Here is a 17,533-nt window from a genome sequence, read left to right as displayed (position 1 = left end):
GGAAGGTCACTTTTTGCGGGGCCGCCGTGACCTGAAATGCGGGTTCCGTCCGGGCTGCCCCTGGAACGTGCGCCGGCCGGGGAGCGGGATCTCGTCGCGGAGGAAGCCGCCACGGGCAGTTCCCGGCACATCTTCGGCCGGAAGATATTCACCGGCAGGCATGTTTCCGTCATCCGTGGAACCGGCAGGAATCGCAGGTGCCGCAGGCCTGTGCCGCTCTGGCTCTGGTCCGGCGCGGAAGGACGTCGCGTCGAATTCGCCCGAGATGCGCGGAATCAGTCCGGTGTCCACCGAGACGGTGGCGCGTTCCGGCGTCGGACGTTCCGATTCTGAGGAAGAGTCGGTGGCAGATGATGCCGACGGCGGCCCTCCCACCGTGTCCGACGGCCCCCCGCCGCGGCGCCCAAGCCGCCCGAGGAGGGGGCGCAGCAGATCGCGGAGCTCCGCGACGTGGAAAACTTTAAGCAGGAGTACATAGACCACGAGCATGATGGGCCCGACGACGACCAGGGTCACCAGGGCCGCGAGACGGTCGGTCCAGGCGAAGCCGTCCGGGCTGTAGCTGCCCATTAGCCACAGGGCGCCGGCACCGGCAAGAGCGGAACCGAGCGCCGCGTAACCCATTCGGATGTACGAGTTGGCGATGCGGGGACCGTCGAGGTGGCCGAGCAGGCGGCGCAGGAAGAAGGCGCTGATGACCACCGAGAGGATGTTGCCCACCATGTACAGAATGGCGATCGCGTAGATGATCTGGCCCACCGGCATGAACTGGATGGCAAAAGCCCCGGCAACATAGACAACTGCGAGCAGGAGCTGGATGTAGAACGGTGTGCGGGCGTCCTCGTTGGCGTAGAAAACCCGCGACATCATGAAATTTGCACTCATAAACGGCGTGCTCAGCGCCAGGATGGTCAGCGTCTGGGCCAGCATCACGCCATCCTGGCGAAGGCCGCCGGAGAAGAACATACCCAACGGTCCGGCCAGCGCGAACAGTGCCAGCGCGCCGAAGACGGTGGCCACTGCCATGGTCCGGAGCCCGTGCGAGAGCGCATCGCGCAGTTCGGCACGGTTGCCGTCCTGCGACGCGCGGGTCATCCGGTTAAAGAGGACGGTGGCGAGGGACAGGGCGATGATCGAGTGCGGCAGGAGATACAGCTGGCTGGCAACCTCCAGGACAGCGTTACCGGGGAGTATCTCAGCCGCCGGGTCCCCGGCCTGTTTCAACCGCAGGCGCTCCGCACCGGGAATGGTGGCAATACGCATGACGTACAGGAACGCCAACTGCCCGACGGCGGCGGTCAGCAGCGTCCAGACGCTCAACTTCGCTGCCTGGCCAAGACCCACTCCCCGCCATCCGAACTTCGGCCGGAGGCCTAGTTTCAGCCGGAATACCGGGATCATCAGGATGGCCGTCTGGGCCACCACGCCGATGGTGGAGAAGCCGGCCACGAGCAACGTCTGGTTGGGACCCCAGTTGTCCAGCGTGTGCGCGTTGACGGCGTTCTGGCCGAAAATCCAGATGAACATGCCCAGGCCGGCGATGCCCACGACGTTGTTCAGGATAGGGGCCCACATAGCCGGGCCGAACGCGCCATTGGCGTTGAGGATCTGGGTGAGGAGGGCGTAGAGGCCGTAGAAGAAGATTTGCGGCAGGCACCAGAAGGCGAACGTAATGGCCAGGGCCTTTTGCTGCGGCGAATAGCCCTGGGTAGTCAGCTCAATGACCCACGGCGCGGCCAGGGTGACCAGCGCGGTCAGGCCCAGCAACAGCAGGACCGCCAAGGTCAGGAGCCGGCTGATGTAGTCGGCGCCCCTGTCCGGAGCCTTGCTCGCCTTGATGATCTGCGGAACCAGCACGGCGTTAAAGACGCCGCCGGCCACCAGCAGGAAGATGAGGTTGGGCAGGTTGTTTGCGTTGATGAACGTGTCATTAACGGTGGAACCCAGGCCGAGGGCCGCACCCAGCATCCAGGTCTTGCCGAATCCCAGGAAACGCGAAACCAGGGTACCGGCGGCCATGATGGCGCTGGACCGTGTCTCACTCGCGCCTGTGGGAGGGCCGGGCTCGGCGGGACCCGGAGCATCGGCCGGAGCCGTTGGCACGGCCTCAGGCGCGGGCTGACCTGCCTGGCCTGTTCTATCGGAAGGGAAATTGGAAGCTGACATCGAGTTCATCGTCTCACCCGGACCCTGTTTGTTCCGCACCGGACCGGCCTGCGCGGCCCGCATCCACCCGCAACGGGGCACAAGCCCCGGGCCGCAGGCTCAGAGGTGTTCGGGCAGGACGTCCCGGGCCAGGTCCGCGATGCGGCGCTCATTGGGAAAAGAGAGCTTCCGTGCAAGTTCCTTGATGGGCACCCAGGCAACGTCCACAGCTTCCTGGTCAGGATCGTTTTCGATGGTGAGCTCACCGCCGGTAGCACGCAGTAAATAGTGGTGGACCGTTTTGTGGACCCGGTGCCCGCTGACAGTGAACCAGTAGTCGATGCTGCCCAGCGGGGCGAGGATGTCGCCTTCGATGCCGGTTTCCTCGGCAATCTCGCGCACTGCCGCCTGCTCGTTGTTTTCTTTGCCCTCCGGATGGCCCTTCGGGAGGCACCACTCCAAACGCCCGCCCCTGTTAAGGCGCGCGATGATCGCAACCCTGAGTTCGCCGTCGGACGTGTCCACCACAACGCCGCCGGCGGAAATTTCCTCCACCGTAGGGAGCGAGGCCGGAGCCGAGTGCAGGGCAGGCGCGACGTGGGCACCGATTGCCGACGGCAATGGTGCGTTCGTCCTCCTGCCGGGAGCGCTCGGTACGGGATGGGCCATGCAGTCCACTCTAACGACTCTTGCCCAATCTTGATGACCGGAACATGACATCAAGATGGACTGCGTATGACGCAGTTTGAGAGACCGTGAGGGAATCGGCACGATCTTGACCGGATTTTGGCCTGCCAAGCCGCTGGTTTCTGCCAAGCTTAAGTAACTATGGCGCACGCACATCACAAGACTGATTCCCACACCGTCGATTTCCAGGTGGACCCGGTGGTCCTGGAGCTCGGCCAGCGATTTGTCGACGCCGGCCATGAACTGTCGCTGGTGGGTGGTCCGGTGCGGGACCTCTTCCTGGGCCGCACCTCGCCGGACCTGGACTTCACCACGGATGCCACGCCAGACCAGACCGTCGCCCTGATCAAGAAATGGGCGGACAACTTTTGGGAAATCGGCCGGGCCTTCGGGACCATCGGCATGCGCAAGGCGGGTTTCCAGATCGAGATCACCACATACCGGGCCGAGGCGTACGATCCCGAATCGCGCAAGCCGGTCGTGGCCTTCGGCACCTCATTGACAGATGATCTGCTGCGCCGGGATTTCACCATCAACGCCATGGCGCTGCGGCTGCCGTCCCTTGAACTTGTAGACCCGTTTGGCGGCGTCCGGGACCTGCATGCTTCTGTTCTGACTACCCCGGGATCCCCTGAGGACTCGTTCTCCGACGATCCCCTGCGCATGATGCGTGCCGCCCGGTTCGCCTCGCAGCTGGGCATTTCCGTGCACCCTGCTGTCCGTCAGGCGATGACCCAAATGGCAGAACGCATCAAGATCATCTCTGCTGAACGCGTCCGCGATGAACTGGTTAAACTCATCTGCGGCGCCCGCCCGAGGATTGGTGTGGACCTGCTGGTGGACACCGGACTGGCCGAATTTGTGCTGCCTGAAGTCTCGGCCCTGCGTCTGGAATCAGACGAGCACCACCGCCACAAGGACGTTTACCAGCACTCCCTGCAGGTCCTGGAGCAGGCTGCCGCCCTGGAGACCGATGCGGACGGCGCCGTACCGGCTCCGGACTTTGTGCTGCGGTTCGCAGCGTTAATGCACGACGTCGGCAAACCGGCGACGCGTCGTTTCGAACCGGGCGGCGCGGTCAGCTTCCGCCACCACGACATGGTGGGCTCCAAACTCACCTCGAAGCGGATGAAGACCCTGCGCTTCGACAACGACACCATCAAAGCCGTAGCCCGGCTGGTGGAACTGCACATGCGCTTTTACGGCTACGGCGACGCCGGCTGGAGCGACTCCGCTGTCCGGCGCTACGTCACCGACGCCGGGCCCCTGCTGGAGCGGCTGCACCGGCTGACCCGGTCCGACGTCACCACCCGCAACCAGCGCAAGGCCGAACGGTTGGCCTTCGCGTATGACGATCTGGAGGACCGGATCGCCGCGCTGCGTGAGCAGGAGTCCCTGGAGGCGGTCCGCCCGGATCTGGACGGGGCCCGGATCATGGCTCTCCTGGACCTGAAACCCGGTCCCGTGGTGGGCCGTGCCTACAGGTTCCTGCTGGAGGAACGCATGGAGCATGGTCCGTTGCCGACCGAGGACGCCGAAGCGCGGCTGCTCGCCTGGTGGGCTCAGCAGCCCGAGGCGGCACCCCCGGTTCCGGACGCAACAGAGCCGGCCGCCGCCGTCGAGCTTTCCCCGAATGAGGAGTCGAAATGACTGTGTCGAATTTTGCGCCCCGCCCCCAGCTGTGGATCCTGCGCCACGGTGAGACCGAGTGGTCCAAGAGCGGGCAGTACACCGGTCTCACGGACCTGCCGCTGACCGTTGAAGGAGAGCAGCAGGCCGTGGAAGCCCGAAAGGTGCTGGACCAGGTGGACTTTGACCTGGTGCTGACCTCACCGCTGCGCCGCGCCCGGCGGACAGCCGAACTGGCAGGCTACCCTGACGCGCAGCATGAGCCGCTGGCTGTGGAATGGAACTACGGCGATTACGAGGGCATCAGCTCGGACCTGATCCGAAAAGACAACCCCGACTACCTGATCTGGACCCACGGTGTGCCCAACGGTGAAACCCTGGACGAAGTGGCGGCCCGCGCGGACAAGATTGTGGCCCGGGTACTCGAATCCGGACTCGACAATGTGCTGATCGTGGCCCACGGACACTTCTCCCGCATCCTGACCGCGCGCTGGCTTGAATTGGCCCCCACCGAAGGCCGGCACTTTATTCTGGGTACCGCCAAAGTCTGCACGCTTGGCTGGGACAAGAAGACCCCGGCCATTGTCCGTTGGGGCCTGTAAACCGTAATTCATAAACTTTCTTGAAGATCTTTGTGAATTAGGTAGCGGATCGTCGCATTCGTAAGGTATTTTTATTCCTGACCCCAGAGCGTTCTGCCGGGGTCGCGGCGCACGTTGTACAGCCAATCAGCTGATGCGACGGCTTGAGCAGAAAAGGAGGTTGGGAAAAATGATTACTTTGACTAGCGGATGGAAGATGACCATCACCGCCACCCCGGCCCCTGACGCTTCTGCGCGCCATTTTCGCGGAGTGTTTGCCTCCTAGAGCCATTCTCTGATCAGCCTCCGGGCTGGATCACTGGCTCAGGGACCCACCTCCAGGCACATCCGGCTGACCGTCAGGTAGCGCTTCAGGCGCACCATCACGGCTGGTCGGGCGTGATCGCAGAAATCCCTGGTTCTGATCCCTGCTTTTGTCGGGTCCCGGCAACCGCATTCGCCGGGCCTGCTTTCGCATTTGTAAACCATTCATAAGCACCGGGCATTTCTATGTCCAATTACCGCCTTTATTGTCCCGACTTTATGTGGCGCTATTTGCCATGCCCAATTACTTTTCGAAAGGAGGTGACCGCCACATGATCAAGAAGATCAAGAAGGCGATGCTTCAGCTGCGCCGGCCTGTCCGGGCTGACCGCCGCGAATTCAACGGGGAGCTGCTGGACCAACGACGCGACGACGTGTACGTGCTGATGCATCAGCACATGGCCGGCATGTACTGAATCTTCCTGCCGAGGCCCTGTCCCCCGACCTGTCCGGATACCACCCCGGTAAGCTCGGGGACATGCAGGAGACGAAGCCGCCGGGCCGCCCACAGCGTGCCCGCCTGGTTGTTCCCAGCCGCAGTGACCTGCTGCTGAAGAACTTCACGGAACTCATTGGCGGGCCGATGGGCGCCCGGTCGGCACCCGGCCTGGTCTCCCCCGGTGTGTTCACGGTGGAACGCGTGCTGATCATCCTTACAGTTCTGGCGGCGTTGGTGAGCCTTGCCATCAAGAACTACTGCCGGACCAACGGCTGGCAGACGCCCGGCCAGTTCTACTCCACGTGCTACTCGGACTTCCCTGAATTCTTCCGGAACCGGGGCCTCGGCGAAGATCCGTTCGCGTTCCTCAACCAGGGCAGCGTCTTCGACTATCCGGTTCTTGTGGGACTCATTGGCGGTGCCGCAGCCTGGCTTATTCCGGGTGAGGGGGTTACCGACGCCCGGATCCTTGGATACTTCGACGTCAACGCGACACTGATCGCAGCCGTCTGGATCGTCGCAGTCGTGGCGACCGCCCGGATATCCCAGCGGCGCCCGTGGGACGCGGCCATGGTGGCGGTTGCTCCTGGCATCGTTCTGGCCGGCACCATCAACTGGGACCTCTGGGCAGTGGCGCTGCTGGCTGTGGGCATGTTGTGTTTCGCGCGGGACCGGCTGGTGCTCGCGGGCATCCTGATTGGCCTTGCCACTGCCACCAAGCCGTACGCCGCCCTGATTCTTGCCGCCGTCTTCCTGCTGTCCGTCCGCACAGGGCGGATCAGGGTATTCCTTGTGGCCGCCGGCGCTTCAGCGGCTGCCTGGCTGGCCGTCAATATCCCCGTAGCCCTCGCTAATCCGGCCGGGTGGGGGTCCTTCCTGGGATCCACGCAGTCCGGGGAAGCCGGCTACGGTTCGGTGTGGTTCGCCTACAATCTGGTGGCGAGGCGCCTCCGCTGGCAAACGCTTGATCCTGCGGTCATCAACGTGCTTGCCCTGGCCTGTTTCCTGCTGGCCTGCGCTGCGGTGGCCTATGTGGCACTGACGGCGCCGAGGCGGCCGCGCCTGGCCCAGCTGGCATTCCTGCTGGTGGCTGCCTTCATCCTCACCAATAAGGTGTACTCACCCCAGGTTGTGCTGTGGCTTATTCCGCTGCTGGCACTGGCACGGCCGCGGTGGCGGGACTTCCTGGTGTGGCAGGGCATTGAGGGGCTCTATTGGGCAGCCATCTGGATGTATCTGGGCCAAGTGACCAGCCAGGGCCCGACGCAGCACAATATTGACATGCCCTACTACGTTCTGGCGGTGGCAGCACACATGCTCGTGACGGCATATCTGATGATCCGGGTGGTGTGGGACATCTACGACCCCAACTACGACCCCGTACGCCGGCACCACGTAGACGATCCTCACGGCGGCCCGTTCAACGGGTTGCCTGACTGGTTGCGCTTCAGTCCGCGGAAGCCCTTGCTGGCCGTCCTCCCCTGGCGGGCGAAACACCATGCCTGATGTCGCCGTCGTAGGGTCCGGGCCTAACGGACTGGCCGCCGCCGCTGTGATGGCACGGGCCGGGCTGTCCGTAGAGGTCTACGAAGCTGCCGGAACCATAGGCGGCGGCACACGCACGCTCGAGCTGATGCAGCCGGGGCACTTCCACGATATTTGCTCGGCAGTGCACCCCATGGCTTTGGCATCCCCCTTCTTCCGTGCCTTCGAGCTCGAGCGCCGGATCGACCTGGTGGTCCCGGAACTCGGGTTCGGATCCCCGCTCGACGGCGGACGGGCAGCCCTGGGCTACCAGTCCCTCGACCGGACAGTCGAGGGACTGGGCCGCGACGGTCAGGCTTACCGCAGGCTGCTCGGGCCCCTCGTGAGGCGCATTGACGGGGTCATGGACCTGACCCAGCACCAACTGCTTCGGATCCCGCATAATCCAACAGCGGCAGCACTCTTCGGGCTGGCGACCTTCGAACAGGGGTCCCGGCTGTGGAACGTGCGGTTCCGGGAGCCACTCGCGCCCGCCCTGCTCAGCGGTGTGGCAGCCCACGCGGTGTCGCACCTGCCCTCGCTGGCTGCCGCCGGTGCCGGCCTGATGCTGACTGCCCTGGCCCACGCCCAAGGGTGGCCCATCCCCCAGGGCGGATCGGCCGCCATCGCCGGCGCCTTAGCCGACGACATCAGGGCCCACGGCGGCGTGATCCGGACCGGTGAGCCCATTGACAGCCTTCAGCAACTTGGCCGTGCCCGCGCCACACTGCTCGACGTTGCGCCACAGGGGCTGCTGGACATCGCAGGCGACCAACTGCCCGGGAAGTACCGGCGCTCCCTCGAATCGTTCCGCTACGGAAGTGGTTCCTGCAAGGTGGATTACATCCTGTCCGGGCCCGTCCCGTGGGCAGCACCGGAACTGGCGGACGCCGGAACCGTGCACGTTGGCGGCACCCGGGAGGAGCTGGCGCGCTCCGAAAATGAGGTCATCGCCGGGAGGCACCCGGAGCGTCCCTACGTGCTGGTGGCCCAGCCGTCCCGGTTCGACAGCAGACGGGCTCCGGACGGGCGGCATATCCTCTGGGCCTACTGCCATGTTCCCGCCGGATCAACGCAGGATATGAGTGAGGCTGTCACCGCGCAGCTGGAACGGTTTGCGCCAGGGTTCCGGGATCTGGTGGTTCAGACGCACGTCACCACTGCGGCGGAACTCGCCAGCTACAACCGCAACTACATCGGGGGTGACTTCAGCGCGGGGATCATGGACGTGCGGGGCCTCGTGCAGCGGCCTGTGGTCTCGCCCGTTCCATGGCGGACGCCCGTTCGCGGCCTCTACCTGTGTTCATCGTCCACGCCTCCCGGCCCCGGAGTAACGGGGATGCCGGGGTTCTTCGCCGCAAAACATGCCTTGAAGGACATATTCGGGCTGCAGGTCCCGGCGCTGGGGAAATCTTAAGGGTTACGCGGCCTCGACGGCGCAGTTGCCGCGCTGGGGGATAATAACGCCGTGGGGAACTCAAAGAAACTTTCACTTGCCATAGCTGGTCTCATTCTCGGCGCCTCTCTGGTGTCCTGCGACGACGGCAGAGGAGGTGCCGAAGCCGCGGCTGAACAGTTCGCCGCGGCGGTGTCCGCGCTCGACGTCGGCCCTGTCGCCTTTGACGGCAAGGACGCCGGCGTGGCCAGGCAGCAGGTCCAGGACATTTTCAAATCACTCGACCCGGACAGGCCCGCCGTGGAAACCGGTGACCTGTCGCTGGAGGGCAATACTGCTACTGTCCCCCTGAACTACATCTGGAAGATCGGCTCGGGTGAGTGGAAATACACCACCTACGCGGAGTTCACGAAGTCCGGGGATAAGTGGCTCACGGTGTGGAACCCGTCGTCGCTCGTCCCGGACCTGGCGGAAGGCGAAATCCTCACCAAGGGCACTCAGTCACCCCAGCGGGCAGACATCCTCGGTGCGGGCGACGCGCAGCTGGTCACGTACCGCCCCGTGGTGAAAGTGGGTATCGACAAACCCCTCCTCGGTTCAGCGGATCCGGCCGCGTCGGCCACAAAACTCGCCGAACTGGTAGGCATAGACCCCGCCGGCTACGCCCAGCAGGTCTCCGCCTCCGGTGCCCAGGCCTTTGTCGCTGCCATCACGCTGCGTGAAGAAGGCCGCACCATTACGGACGAGCAGATCACGGCCATCCCCGGGGGCCGCGCCATCAAGGAAAGCCAGCCCCTGGCGCCGAGCCGCACGTTCGCCCGCGCTGTCCTCGGGTCCGTCGGCGAGGCCAGTGCTGAACAGATCGAAGCGTCGGACGGCGCCCTGACCGCCGGTGATGTGACGGGCATCGGCGGGCTGCAGCAGCAGTACGACGCCCAGCTGCGCGGCAGCGATGCCATAGTGATCCGGGCACACCGTGCGGACCTCACCCGCGAGCAGATCAACGCCGCGGCAACGGATCCGCGACGCGTGGTCTATGAGACCGCCCCGACGCCGGGCACACCCCTGAAAACCACGCTGGATCCCGCCCTCCAGTCCCTCGCGGAGAGCACGCTGGCCGGCGTGGGACCCGCCTCTGCCATCGTGGCCCTTCGCCCGTCCACAGGTGCGGTCCTCGCGGCCGCCTCGGGACCGGGAAGCAACGGGTACAACACCGCGATGCTGGGCCAGTACGCACCGGGATCCATCTTCAAGATCGTTGATTCACTCGCGATGTTCCGCAACGGACTCACTCCGGATTCGAAGGTGGAGTGCACTCCCACCCTCGAGGTGGACGGCCGGACCTTCAAGAACTCGGAAGGCTACCCGGAGGGATCCCTGGGATCGGTGACGCTCCGCGATGCCTTCGCCCATTCCTGCAACACGGCGTTCATCGCTGCAAGGGACACTGTCACCCAGACCCAGCTCGAGGCCGCCGCGGTGTCCATGGGCGTGGCCGTTGAAGCACCGTCCCTGGGTGCCGTGGCCTTCCTCGGTTCCGTGCCCGGCGAGGCTGCCGGCACCGAACACGCGGCGTCCATGATCGGCCAGGGCAAGGTGCTGATGTCCCCGCTGGCTGCCGCAATCATGGCAGGTTCCGTGGCCAAGGGGTCCCCCGTCTCACCGCAGCTGGTCCTGAACCCCAACGCCGGCGCCGCAGGAGGCACACCGGGCGAGCCGACCGCGGAGCCTGTATCGCCGTCGTCGGGCGTTACGCCTGAAGCACCCTCCGCAGCCTCTGACAAACCGATCACGGCTGAGGAAGCCGCGGCCCTGTCCGAAATGATGCGCGCGGTCATCACCTCGGGCCACGCCGGCTTCCTGTCCACCGTGCCGGGAGAACCCGTGGGTGCCAAGACCGGGACAGCGGAGTACGGCAAGGAAACCCCGCCGAAGACGCACGCCTGGATTGTGGCCGTCCATGGCGACCTGGCTGTCGCCGTGTTCGTTGAGGACGGCGGCCTCGGCGCCACCACATCCGGGCCGCTGCTCAAACAGTTCCTGACCGCGGCCGGCTGACCCGTGTGCTGACCCGCCTGTGCAGCCGGCCGATGAGCCCGGCTGCACGGGCGTGGGAAGATTGTTGGCGTGGCCCACATAGACGTTTCCGGTATTGACTACTTCCTCTCCGACGGCACCCAGCTCCTGAACGGCGTGACTTTCAAGGTCCCGGACGGCACCAAAACCGCCCTGATCGGCCCGAACGGCACCGGTAAGACCACGCTCTTCCGGATCATTTCCGGGGACCTTGTCCCGGACGAAGGTGTGATCGGGCGGTCCGGGAACATGGGCATCATGCGCCAGTTCGTGGGCCAGGTCCGGGATGATTCCACCGTCCGCGACCTGCTGGTATCGGCCGCGCCGCCGGCCCTGGCCGCCGCTGCCCGCGAGGTGGACGAGGCCGAGCTTGCCATGGTGGAGCTCGACGACGAACCCTCCCAGATGCGGTACGCCCAGTCCATCGTGGACTGGGGAGACGCCGGCGGCTACGACGTGGAGACCGTCTGGGACGAGGTCTGCATGGCCGCGCTGGGACTGCCCTTTGACCGCGCACAGCACCGCCCGGCGTCGAGCCTTTCCGGCGGCGAGCAGAAGCGCCTGGTGCTTGAGGCGCTCTTTGCCGGGCCCGACGAACTCCTGCTTCTGGACGAACCGGACAACTACCTCGATGTGCCCGGGAAACGCTGGCTCGAGGACAAGCTCAACGAGTCCAAAAAGACGGTTTTCTTCATCAGCCACGACCGCGAGCTGCTCAACAATGCCGCCGGCCGCATCGTCACACTCGAACCGGGCATCAACGGCGCCGGCGCCTGGGTCCATGGCGGCAGCTTCGGCTCCTACGTGGACGCCCGCGCGGACCGGAACGCCCGGTTCGAGGAGCTGCGCAAACGCTGGGACGAGGAGCACGTCAAGCTCAAGGAACTCGTCAACATGTACAAAAACAAGGCGGCATTCCGCTCGGACATGGCCAACCGGTACCACGCTGCCCAGACCCGTCTCGCGAAGTTCCTGGAGGTGGGTCCGCCCGAGGCGCTGCCCATCGAACAGAACGTGCAGATGCGGCTCAAGGGCGGCCGGACCGCCAAACGCGCCATCGTGGCGGAGAAGCTGGAACTTACCGGGCTGATGAAGCCGTTCTCCACCGAGGTCTGGTTCGGCGACCGCGTCGGTGTGCTCGGCTCCAACGGGTCAGGCAAGAGCCACTTCCTGCGGCTGCTTGCCACCGGCGGCACCGATCCGGAACGGGAGCACCTGCCCGTGTCCGACGTCGAAATCGCCGAAGTGCCGCACGAGGGCACCGTGAAACTCGGCGCCCGTATCCGCCCCGGCTTCTTCGCCCAGACCCATGTCCGGCCGGACCTCCTGGGCAAGACCCTGCTGGAAATCCTGCACCGCGGTGACGAACACCGCTCCGGACTGGGCCGCGAGGCCGCTGCCGGGGCGCTGGACGGTTACGGCCTGGCCTCACAGTCGGAACAGAAGTACGAGTCCCTGTCCGGTGGCCAGCAGGCCCGGTTCCAGATCCTGCTCCTCCAGCTTTCCGGTGCGACGCTGCTGCTGCTGGACGAGCCAACCGACAACCTGGACCTGCACTCGGCCGAGGCGCTGGAAAAGGCCATCGACCACTTCGAAGGAACCGTCCTGGCCGTGACGCACGACCGGTGGTTCGCCCGCACGTTCGACCGCTTCCTGGTGTTCGGCTCCGACGGCAAGGTCTACGAGTCGGCCGAGCCCGTGTGGGACGAAAAGCGCGTCGTCCGCGCCCGCTAACCCCCGGACGCTCTCTCACTTAATGTGGGTTTAACACTGACCCTCTCTCACTCTCCTCAAGAAAGTGAGAGAGGGTCGGCTATTTAAGCACATTAAGTGAGAGAGCGTCCGGTGGGGGTGGTGGGTGAGGGCTCCCGCCGGTTGCTAGTCTTCCAGCATGAAGACTGACATCACCAGAACCGCGGCCGGACCCTCGCTTCGGGCGGCGGCCGCCGCCACGTTTGTGGTCTTCGGTGTCAACGGATTTGTTTTTGCCAGCTGGGCGGCGCGGATTCCGGCGGTCACAGAGACGCTGCACCTCACGTCCGGGCAGATGGGGACGCTTCTGCTGTGCACAGCCATCGGCTCGCTGCTGGCGCTTCCGACGGCGGGACTGGTGGTGGGCAGGATCGGTACGGCCAACGCCGTACGCGCCGCCGGGGTGCTGGCCGCCCTGGCGGGAGTCGGGATTGCCCTCTCCCTGTCGGCTGAATCGGTGGTGGGGACCGCCATTGCCCTGTTCTTCTTCGGCATCGGCATCGGACTGTGGGACGTCTCGCAGAACATCGAAGGCGCAGACGTGGAGCACAGGCTGCGGCGGACCATCATGCCCCAGTTCCACGCCGCCTTCAGCGGCGGGGCCTTCGTTGGTGCGCTGATCGGTGCGGGGCTGTCGACCATCGGTGTCGGGCTGCCGGAGCACCTGCTGGTGATCGCTGTGGTTGTGGTGGCGGTGGCGCTGGTAACGCCCCGCTATTTCCTCCCCCACGTGGCAGAGCCGGCTCCCCTCGACGGCGAGCCCAAGACCGCTAAGGGCCCATCCGCCTGGCGTGACAGCCGCACCCTGCTCATCGGTGTGGTGGTCCTCGGCGCGACCCTCACCGAGGGCGCCGGAAACGACTGGATCGCCAAGGCCACCGTTGACGGCCTGGGTACGTCCGAATCCACCGGCGCCCTGATGTTCGCCCTCTTCGTCCTTGCCATGACCGCAATGCGCTTCTTCGGCGGACAGGTCATCGACGCATACGGCCGCGTCGCAGTACTCCGGGCCAGCATGGCCGCCGCCGCCGCGGGACTTGGCCTCTTTGTCCTCGCCGGGAACGTCTGGCTGGCGGGCCTGGGCGCCGCGCTTTGGGGCGTCGGCGCGGCCCTCGCGTTCCCGATGGGAATGTCCGCGGCCGCGGACGATCCGAAGCATGCAGCGGCGAGAGTTTCGGTTGTATCCACCCTGGGGTATGTTTCCTTCCTTGCCGGCCCGCCGCTGCTGGGCTATCTGGGCGATCTCACGGGAATCCATCTGGCCCTGCTGGCCATCCTCGCCCCTATCGTGGTGGCCCTGGTCCTGGCGGGAGCTGCGAAGCCGCTGGCATCCGGCCCAGCCAGGGAACACTAAGCAACGGCCGGGTTCCTCCCGGGCCGCAAGCGCCGGCATTAGGGTGGGGAGATGCACACCAAATGGCGCAAGGGAACGGGATGGATCAGCCGTTTCGACCGGCATCTGGTCCGGGGCGTCTCGGCGTTCCCCGGCGGGAACCATGACACGTTCTTCCGACGACTCTCCGCGTCCGCCAACCACGGCAAACTCTGGATGGGCGCGGCCGCGGTCATGGCACTGTTTCCCGGGCGGCCCCGCCGGGCAGCGCTTCACGGTCTGATCGCCCAGGCAGTGGCTTCGGCCGTCACCAACGCAGGATTCAAGACGCTGTTGCCACGCACCCGGCCCCTGCCGGAACACCTTCCGGTGTTCCGGTTTGTCCACCCGCAACCCACCAGTTCCTCCATGCCGTCAGGGCACTCGGCGTCCGCCATCGCCTTTGCGCTGGGCGCGGGACTGGTCAAACCGGCCCTCGGTACGGCGCTGGCACCTGCGGCTTTGGGCGTTGCTTATTCACGCGTCCACACCGGTGCGCACTGGCCATCGGATGTGTTTTTCGGTTCCGCCATCGGCGCGGGAGCAGCACTTGTCACCCGGAAATGGTGGCCGGTCCGGCCACCCTTTCCTGAGGTGGCCCGCACCGAGGCTGACGCCCCTGAGTTACCCGGCGGCGCCGGCCTGAGCATTGTGGTGAATACACTTGGCGGTTCCTTTACCGAGAAGACTGCTGCAGCGCTCCAGGAAGTATTCCCGGAAGCGCATATAGAGTCGGTGCAGCCCGGCGAGAGCCTGGCCGAAGCAATCCAGGCTGCCGCTGCCTTCGACAACACCAAGGCCCTCGGGGTGTGGGGTGGCGACGGTACCGTCAGTGCGGCGGCAGCGGCCGCCATCGAGCATTCCCTGCCCTTGCTGGTGCTGCCCGGGGGCACCTTGAACCACTTTGCCCGGGACACCGGAATCGGGAGCCTCAAGGAAGCTGTTGCCGCTGCCACTAACGGCGAGGCCGCGTGGACGGACGTGGGGATAGTGACCGTGGAACGCGGGCTGGCAGAGAATCCGGAGACGGCAGAACTGATCATGGTCAACACCGCCAGCGTGGGCCTCTACCCCAACCTGGTCCGGCGCAGGGAACAGCTGCAGCCGGCGCTCGGCAAACCCCTGGCCGGAGTGGTGGCCATGTTCCGGACCTTCGCCGTGGGGACGCCCACCACGCTGGTCGTCGACGGTGTGAGGCACAAGGTCTGGATCGCGTACGTGGGCCGCGGCCGCTATTACCCCCGGGACCATGCACCCCTGCTGCGGCCCGTGCTCGACGACGGCGTCCTGGACGTCCGGATGATCACTGCCGATGAATCCTTTGCCCGGCTGCGGCTCCTGTGGTCCGTCCTGACCGGAACCGTGGCGACGTCACGGATCACGCACCTGAGGGAAGCCACGGACGTCCGCATCGATTCGGCGGGCCCCCCGATGGCCCTGGCAGTGGACGGGGAAGCGCTGGCAGGAGTCCGCAGTGTCCGGGTACGGGTGGAGCCTCGGGCCCTGGCCTACTACTCGCCCATGTCCTGAATCCGGCTGACCAGGCCTGCACACCGGAGTGATCCCTGATCATCCGTCCGGATTACCCTGATTCGCCCCTGAATCATCCCTGAGACAGGCGAAATCGGCGATGGCCGTCGGTAGCGTGGAGCGTACACACCAAATGTCCGAGCATCCCGCAGCCCCTTGGCTGCTGTTCGAAGGAACACTCCATGATTGAGGCAACAGGCCTGAGCAAGGTCTATGGCAGCAAAACGGCCGTTGACGGCGTCAGCTTCACCGTCAACGCAGGGCAGGTGACGGGCTTTCTTGGCCCGAACGGCGCCGGCAAATCCACCACGATGCGCATGATCATGGGACTGGACCGGCCGACGTCGGGCTCGGTCACTGTGAACGGGCTGCCGTACGCGGACCACAGGGCGCCCCTGCATGAGGTGGGTGCACTGCTGGACGCCAAGGCGGTCCACACCAGCCGCAGCGCCTACAACCACCTGCGCGCCATGGCAGCCACCCACAACATTCCCACAGCCCGCGTCCATGAAGTCATCGAAATGACCGGGCTGGAAGCCGTCGCCAAGAAGAAGGCCGGCGGATTCTCACTGGGCATGGGACAGCGCCTGGGCATTGCGGCCGCGCTCCTGGGGGATCCGCAGACCCTGATCCTCGATGAGCCTGTCAATGGCCTCGATCCCGAAGGCGTCCTGTGGGTCCGCAACCTGGTCCGCTACCTCGCCAACCAGGGAAAGACGATCTTCCTGTCCTCCCACCTGATGAGCGAAATGGCGCAGACAGCGGACCACCTGATCGTGATCGGCCGCGGCAGGATCATTGCCGACGCTCCCGTGCAGGAAATCATCGCCGGTACACGCCAGGTCCGGACCCTGGTGCGGACATCGGCCGCCACCCACCTCGCCGCGCTGCTGGCCGGCAACGGCGTCACTGTGGACCAGAACGAGCAGGAAACCCTGGAAGTGACTGGCCTGGATTCCCGTCAGATCGCCCAGGTAGCCCTGGAAAACCGCGTTCTGGTCTATGAACTCACCCCGCAGCACTCGTCCCTGGAAGACGCCTACTTCGACCTCACCAAGGACGAAGTGGAATACCACTCGCACCTGACCGGCGGACCTGCGGGCGCGCCTGCATCGGTTGCATCGCCGGCCTCAGCACCCGAAACAGCCCCCGCAACGGCAGGAAAGTAAGGACCATGACCACCATGACTGATACCCAGACTTCCCGGGTCCGTTCCACCGCCGGTACCAAAGGCGTGACTTTCACAGGCGTGCTGCGCTCCGAATGGATCAAGCTGTGGTCCCTGATGTCCACCCGCATCCTGCTGCTGCTGACCCTGCTGGCGATTGTCGGCGTCGGTGCCCTTGCCGTCCTCATCCGCTTCACCTTCCTGGACGAAATGTCCCGGCAGGCGCGGGAAGCCGGCCAGACCATGACGCCGGAAATGATGGCGGAGTCCTTCCCGCCCGGATCCGGCTTTGACCTGTACAACCTACCCAACGCGGGCCTGCAGATCGGCATCCTGGTGCTGGGTTCGCTGGCTGTCCTGTTCATTTCCTCGGAATACGCCACCGGGATGATCCGCTCCACCATGAACGCCGTGCCGCGCCGTACGCCCGCGTTCGTGGCAAAGGCGATCATCCTCGCGGTGATTTCCTACGTCATCACCACCATCGCCGCCGTGGCCACCTTCCTGATCGCCATGCCGGTATTCCAGGGGCTTGGATTCGACCTTGACTGGTCCACGGAAGGGGTGCTGTACAGCGTCTTCACGGGCGGGCTCTACGTTGCCGGTGTGGCACTGATCGGCCTCTCCCTGGGGGCGCTGCTGCGCAACTCCGCCGGCGGCATCACCGTGCTGGTGGGCCTGTTCTTCGTCCTGTCCATCGCGGCGAGCTTCCTGACGCTCATCCCCGGCGACTTCTGGAAGTACGTCCCCCAGTACATCCCCAGCGACGCCGGCGGACGGTTCCTCTCCATCGGCCACACGGACGGCGTCATTGACCCCTGGCAGGGCGGCCTGGTCTTCCTGGGCTACGTTCTGCTGTTCCTTGTGCCGGCCATGATCGTGATCAAGAAACGCGATGTGTGAGCTGAAA

Annotated in this window: 13 protein-coding genes; 11 read left to right on the top strand and 2 right to left on the bottom strand. The window is 65.4% G+C overall.

From position 1 onward, the window contains the following. Positions 1 to 6 precede the first annotated feature (6 nt). Positions 7 to 2,166: a murein biosynthesis integral membrane protein MurJ gene (gene murJ / locus IDT60_RS20090; RefSeq protein WP_191080387.1), complete on the bottom strand. Its 2,160-nt coding sequence runs from the start codon at positions 2,164 to 2,166 to the stop codon at positions 7 to 9. Between the two features lie 99 nt (positions 2,167 to 2,265). Next, the gene (locus IDT60_RS20085; RefSeq protein ID WP_164206605.1) at positions 2,266 to 2,766 is read right to left on the bottom strand and encodes an NUDIX hydrolase; all 501 of its coding nucleotides are present in this window, start codon (positions 2,764 to 2,766) and stop codon (positions 2,266 to 2,268) included. Positions 2,767 to 2,973: 207 nt separating this feature from the next. Between IDT60_RS20085 and IDT60_RS20080 the strand changes: the two genes are divergently transcribed. From IDT60_RS20080 to IDT60_RS20030, 11 genes are all read left to right on the top strand, one after another. Continuing rightward, positions 2,974 to 4,482 (top strand): CCA tRNA nucleotidyltransferase, encoded by a 1,509-nt coding sequence (locus IDT60_RS20080; RefSeq protein ID WP_191080386.1) that lies wholly within the window; start codon positions 2,974 to 2,976, stop codon positions 4,480 to 4,482. Further along, entirely contained in the window at positions 4,479 to 5,063 is a 585-nt protein-coding gene (locus IDT60_RS20075; protein WP_164203816.1) for a histidine phosphatase family protein, read from the top strand. Before IDT60_RS20080 ends, IDT60_RS20075 begins: the two co-directional genes overlap by 4 nt. Before the next feature lie 575 nt (positions 5,064 to 5,638). Then, the gene (locus IDT60_RS20070; protein WP_164203817.1) at positions 5,639 to 5,782 is read left to right on the top strand and encodes a hypothetical protein; all 144 of its coding nucleotides are present in this window, start codon (positions 5,639 to 5,641) and stop codon (positions 5,780 to 5,782) included. 62 nt (positions 5,783 to 5,844) lie between these two features. After that, positions 5,845 to 7,311 carry a glycosyltransferase family 87 protein gene (locus IDT60_RS20065; protein WP_191080385.1) on the top strand — a complete coding sequence of 489 codons (1,467 nt, stop codon included), beginning with the start codon at positions 5,845 to 5,847 and terminating at the stop codon, positions 7,309 to 7,311. Next, on the top strand, positions 7,304 to 8,746 hold the full coding sequence (locus IDT60_RS20060) for an NAD(P)/FAD-dependent oxidoreductase (RefSeq protein WP_191080384.1): 1,443 nt from the start codon (positions 7,304 to 7,306) through the stop codon (positions 8,744 to 8,746). Before IDT60_RS20065 ends, IDT60_RS20060 begins: the two co-directional genes overlap by 8 nt. A 51-nt stretch (positions 8,747 to 8,797) precedes the next feature. Next, positions 8,798 to 10,783 carry a penicillin-binding transpeptidase domain-containing protein gene (locus tag IDT60_RS20055; RefSeq protein WP_191080383.1) on the top strand — a complete coding sequence of 662 codons (1,986 nt, stop codon included), beginning with the start codon at positions 8,798 to 8,800 and terminating at the stop codon, positions 10,781 to 10,783. A 69-nt stretch (positions 10,784 to 10,852) separates the two neighbouring features. After that, complete coding sequence (locus tag IDT60_RS20050; RefSeq protein WP_191080382.1) at positions 10,853 to 12,535, top strand: ABC-F family ATP-binding cassette domain-containing protein; 1,683 nt, start codon at positions 10,853 to 10,855, stop codon at positions 12,533 to 12,535. A 157-nt stretch (positions 12,536 to 12,692) separates the two neighbouring features. Then, on the top strand, positions 12,693 to 13,907 hold the full coding sequence (locus IDT60_RS20045) for an MFS transporter (protein WP_191080381.1): 1,215 nt from the start codon (positions 12,693 to 12,695) through the stop codon (positions 13,905 to 13,907). Between the two features lie 51 nt (positions 13,908 to 13,958). After that, positions 13,959 to 15,455: a bifunctional phosphatase PAP2/diacylglycerol kinase family protein gene (locus IDT60_RS20040; protein WP_191080380.1), complete on the top strand. Its 1,497-nt coding sequence runs from the start codon at positions 13,959 to 13,961 to the stop codon at positions 15,453 to 15,455. 182 nt (positions 15,456 to 15,637) lie between these two features. Continuing rightward, on the top strand, positions 15,638 to 16,624 hold the full coding sequence (locus IDT60_RS20035) for an ABC transporter ATP-binding protein (RefSeq protein WP_191080379.1): 987 nt from the start codon (positions 15,638 to 15,640) through the stop codon (positions 16,622 to 16,624). 5 nt (positions 16,625 to 16,629) lie between these two features. Next, positions 16,630 to 17,526, top strand: coding sequence for an ABC transporter permease subunit (locus tag IDT60_RS20030; RefSeq protein ID WP_164203835.1), 897 nt, complete (start codon positions 16,630 to 16,632; stop codon positions 17,524 to 17,526). Positions 17,527 to 17,533: the final 7 nt, after the last annotated feature.

The organism is Pseudarthrobacter sp. BIM B-2242 (assembly GCF_014764445.1).
GTDB classification, from domain to species: domain Bacteria; phylum Actinomycetota; class Actinomycetes; order Actinomycetales; family Micrococcaceae; genus Arthrobacter; species Arthrobacter luteus_A.
The sequence above is the reverse complement of the archived record's forward strand: the minus strand, read 5'-3'. Positions and strand labels throughout refer to the sequence as shown.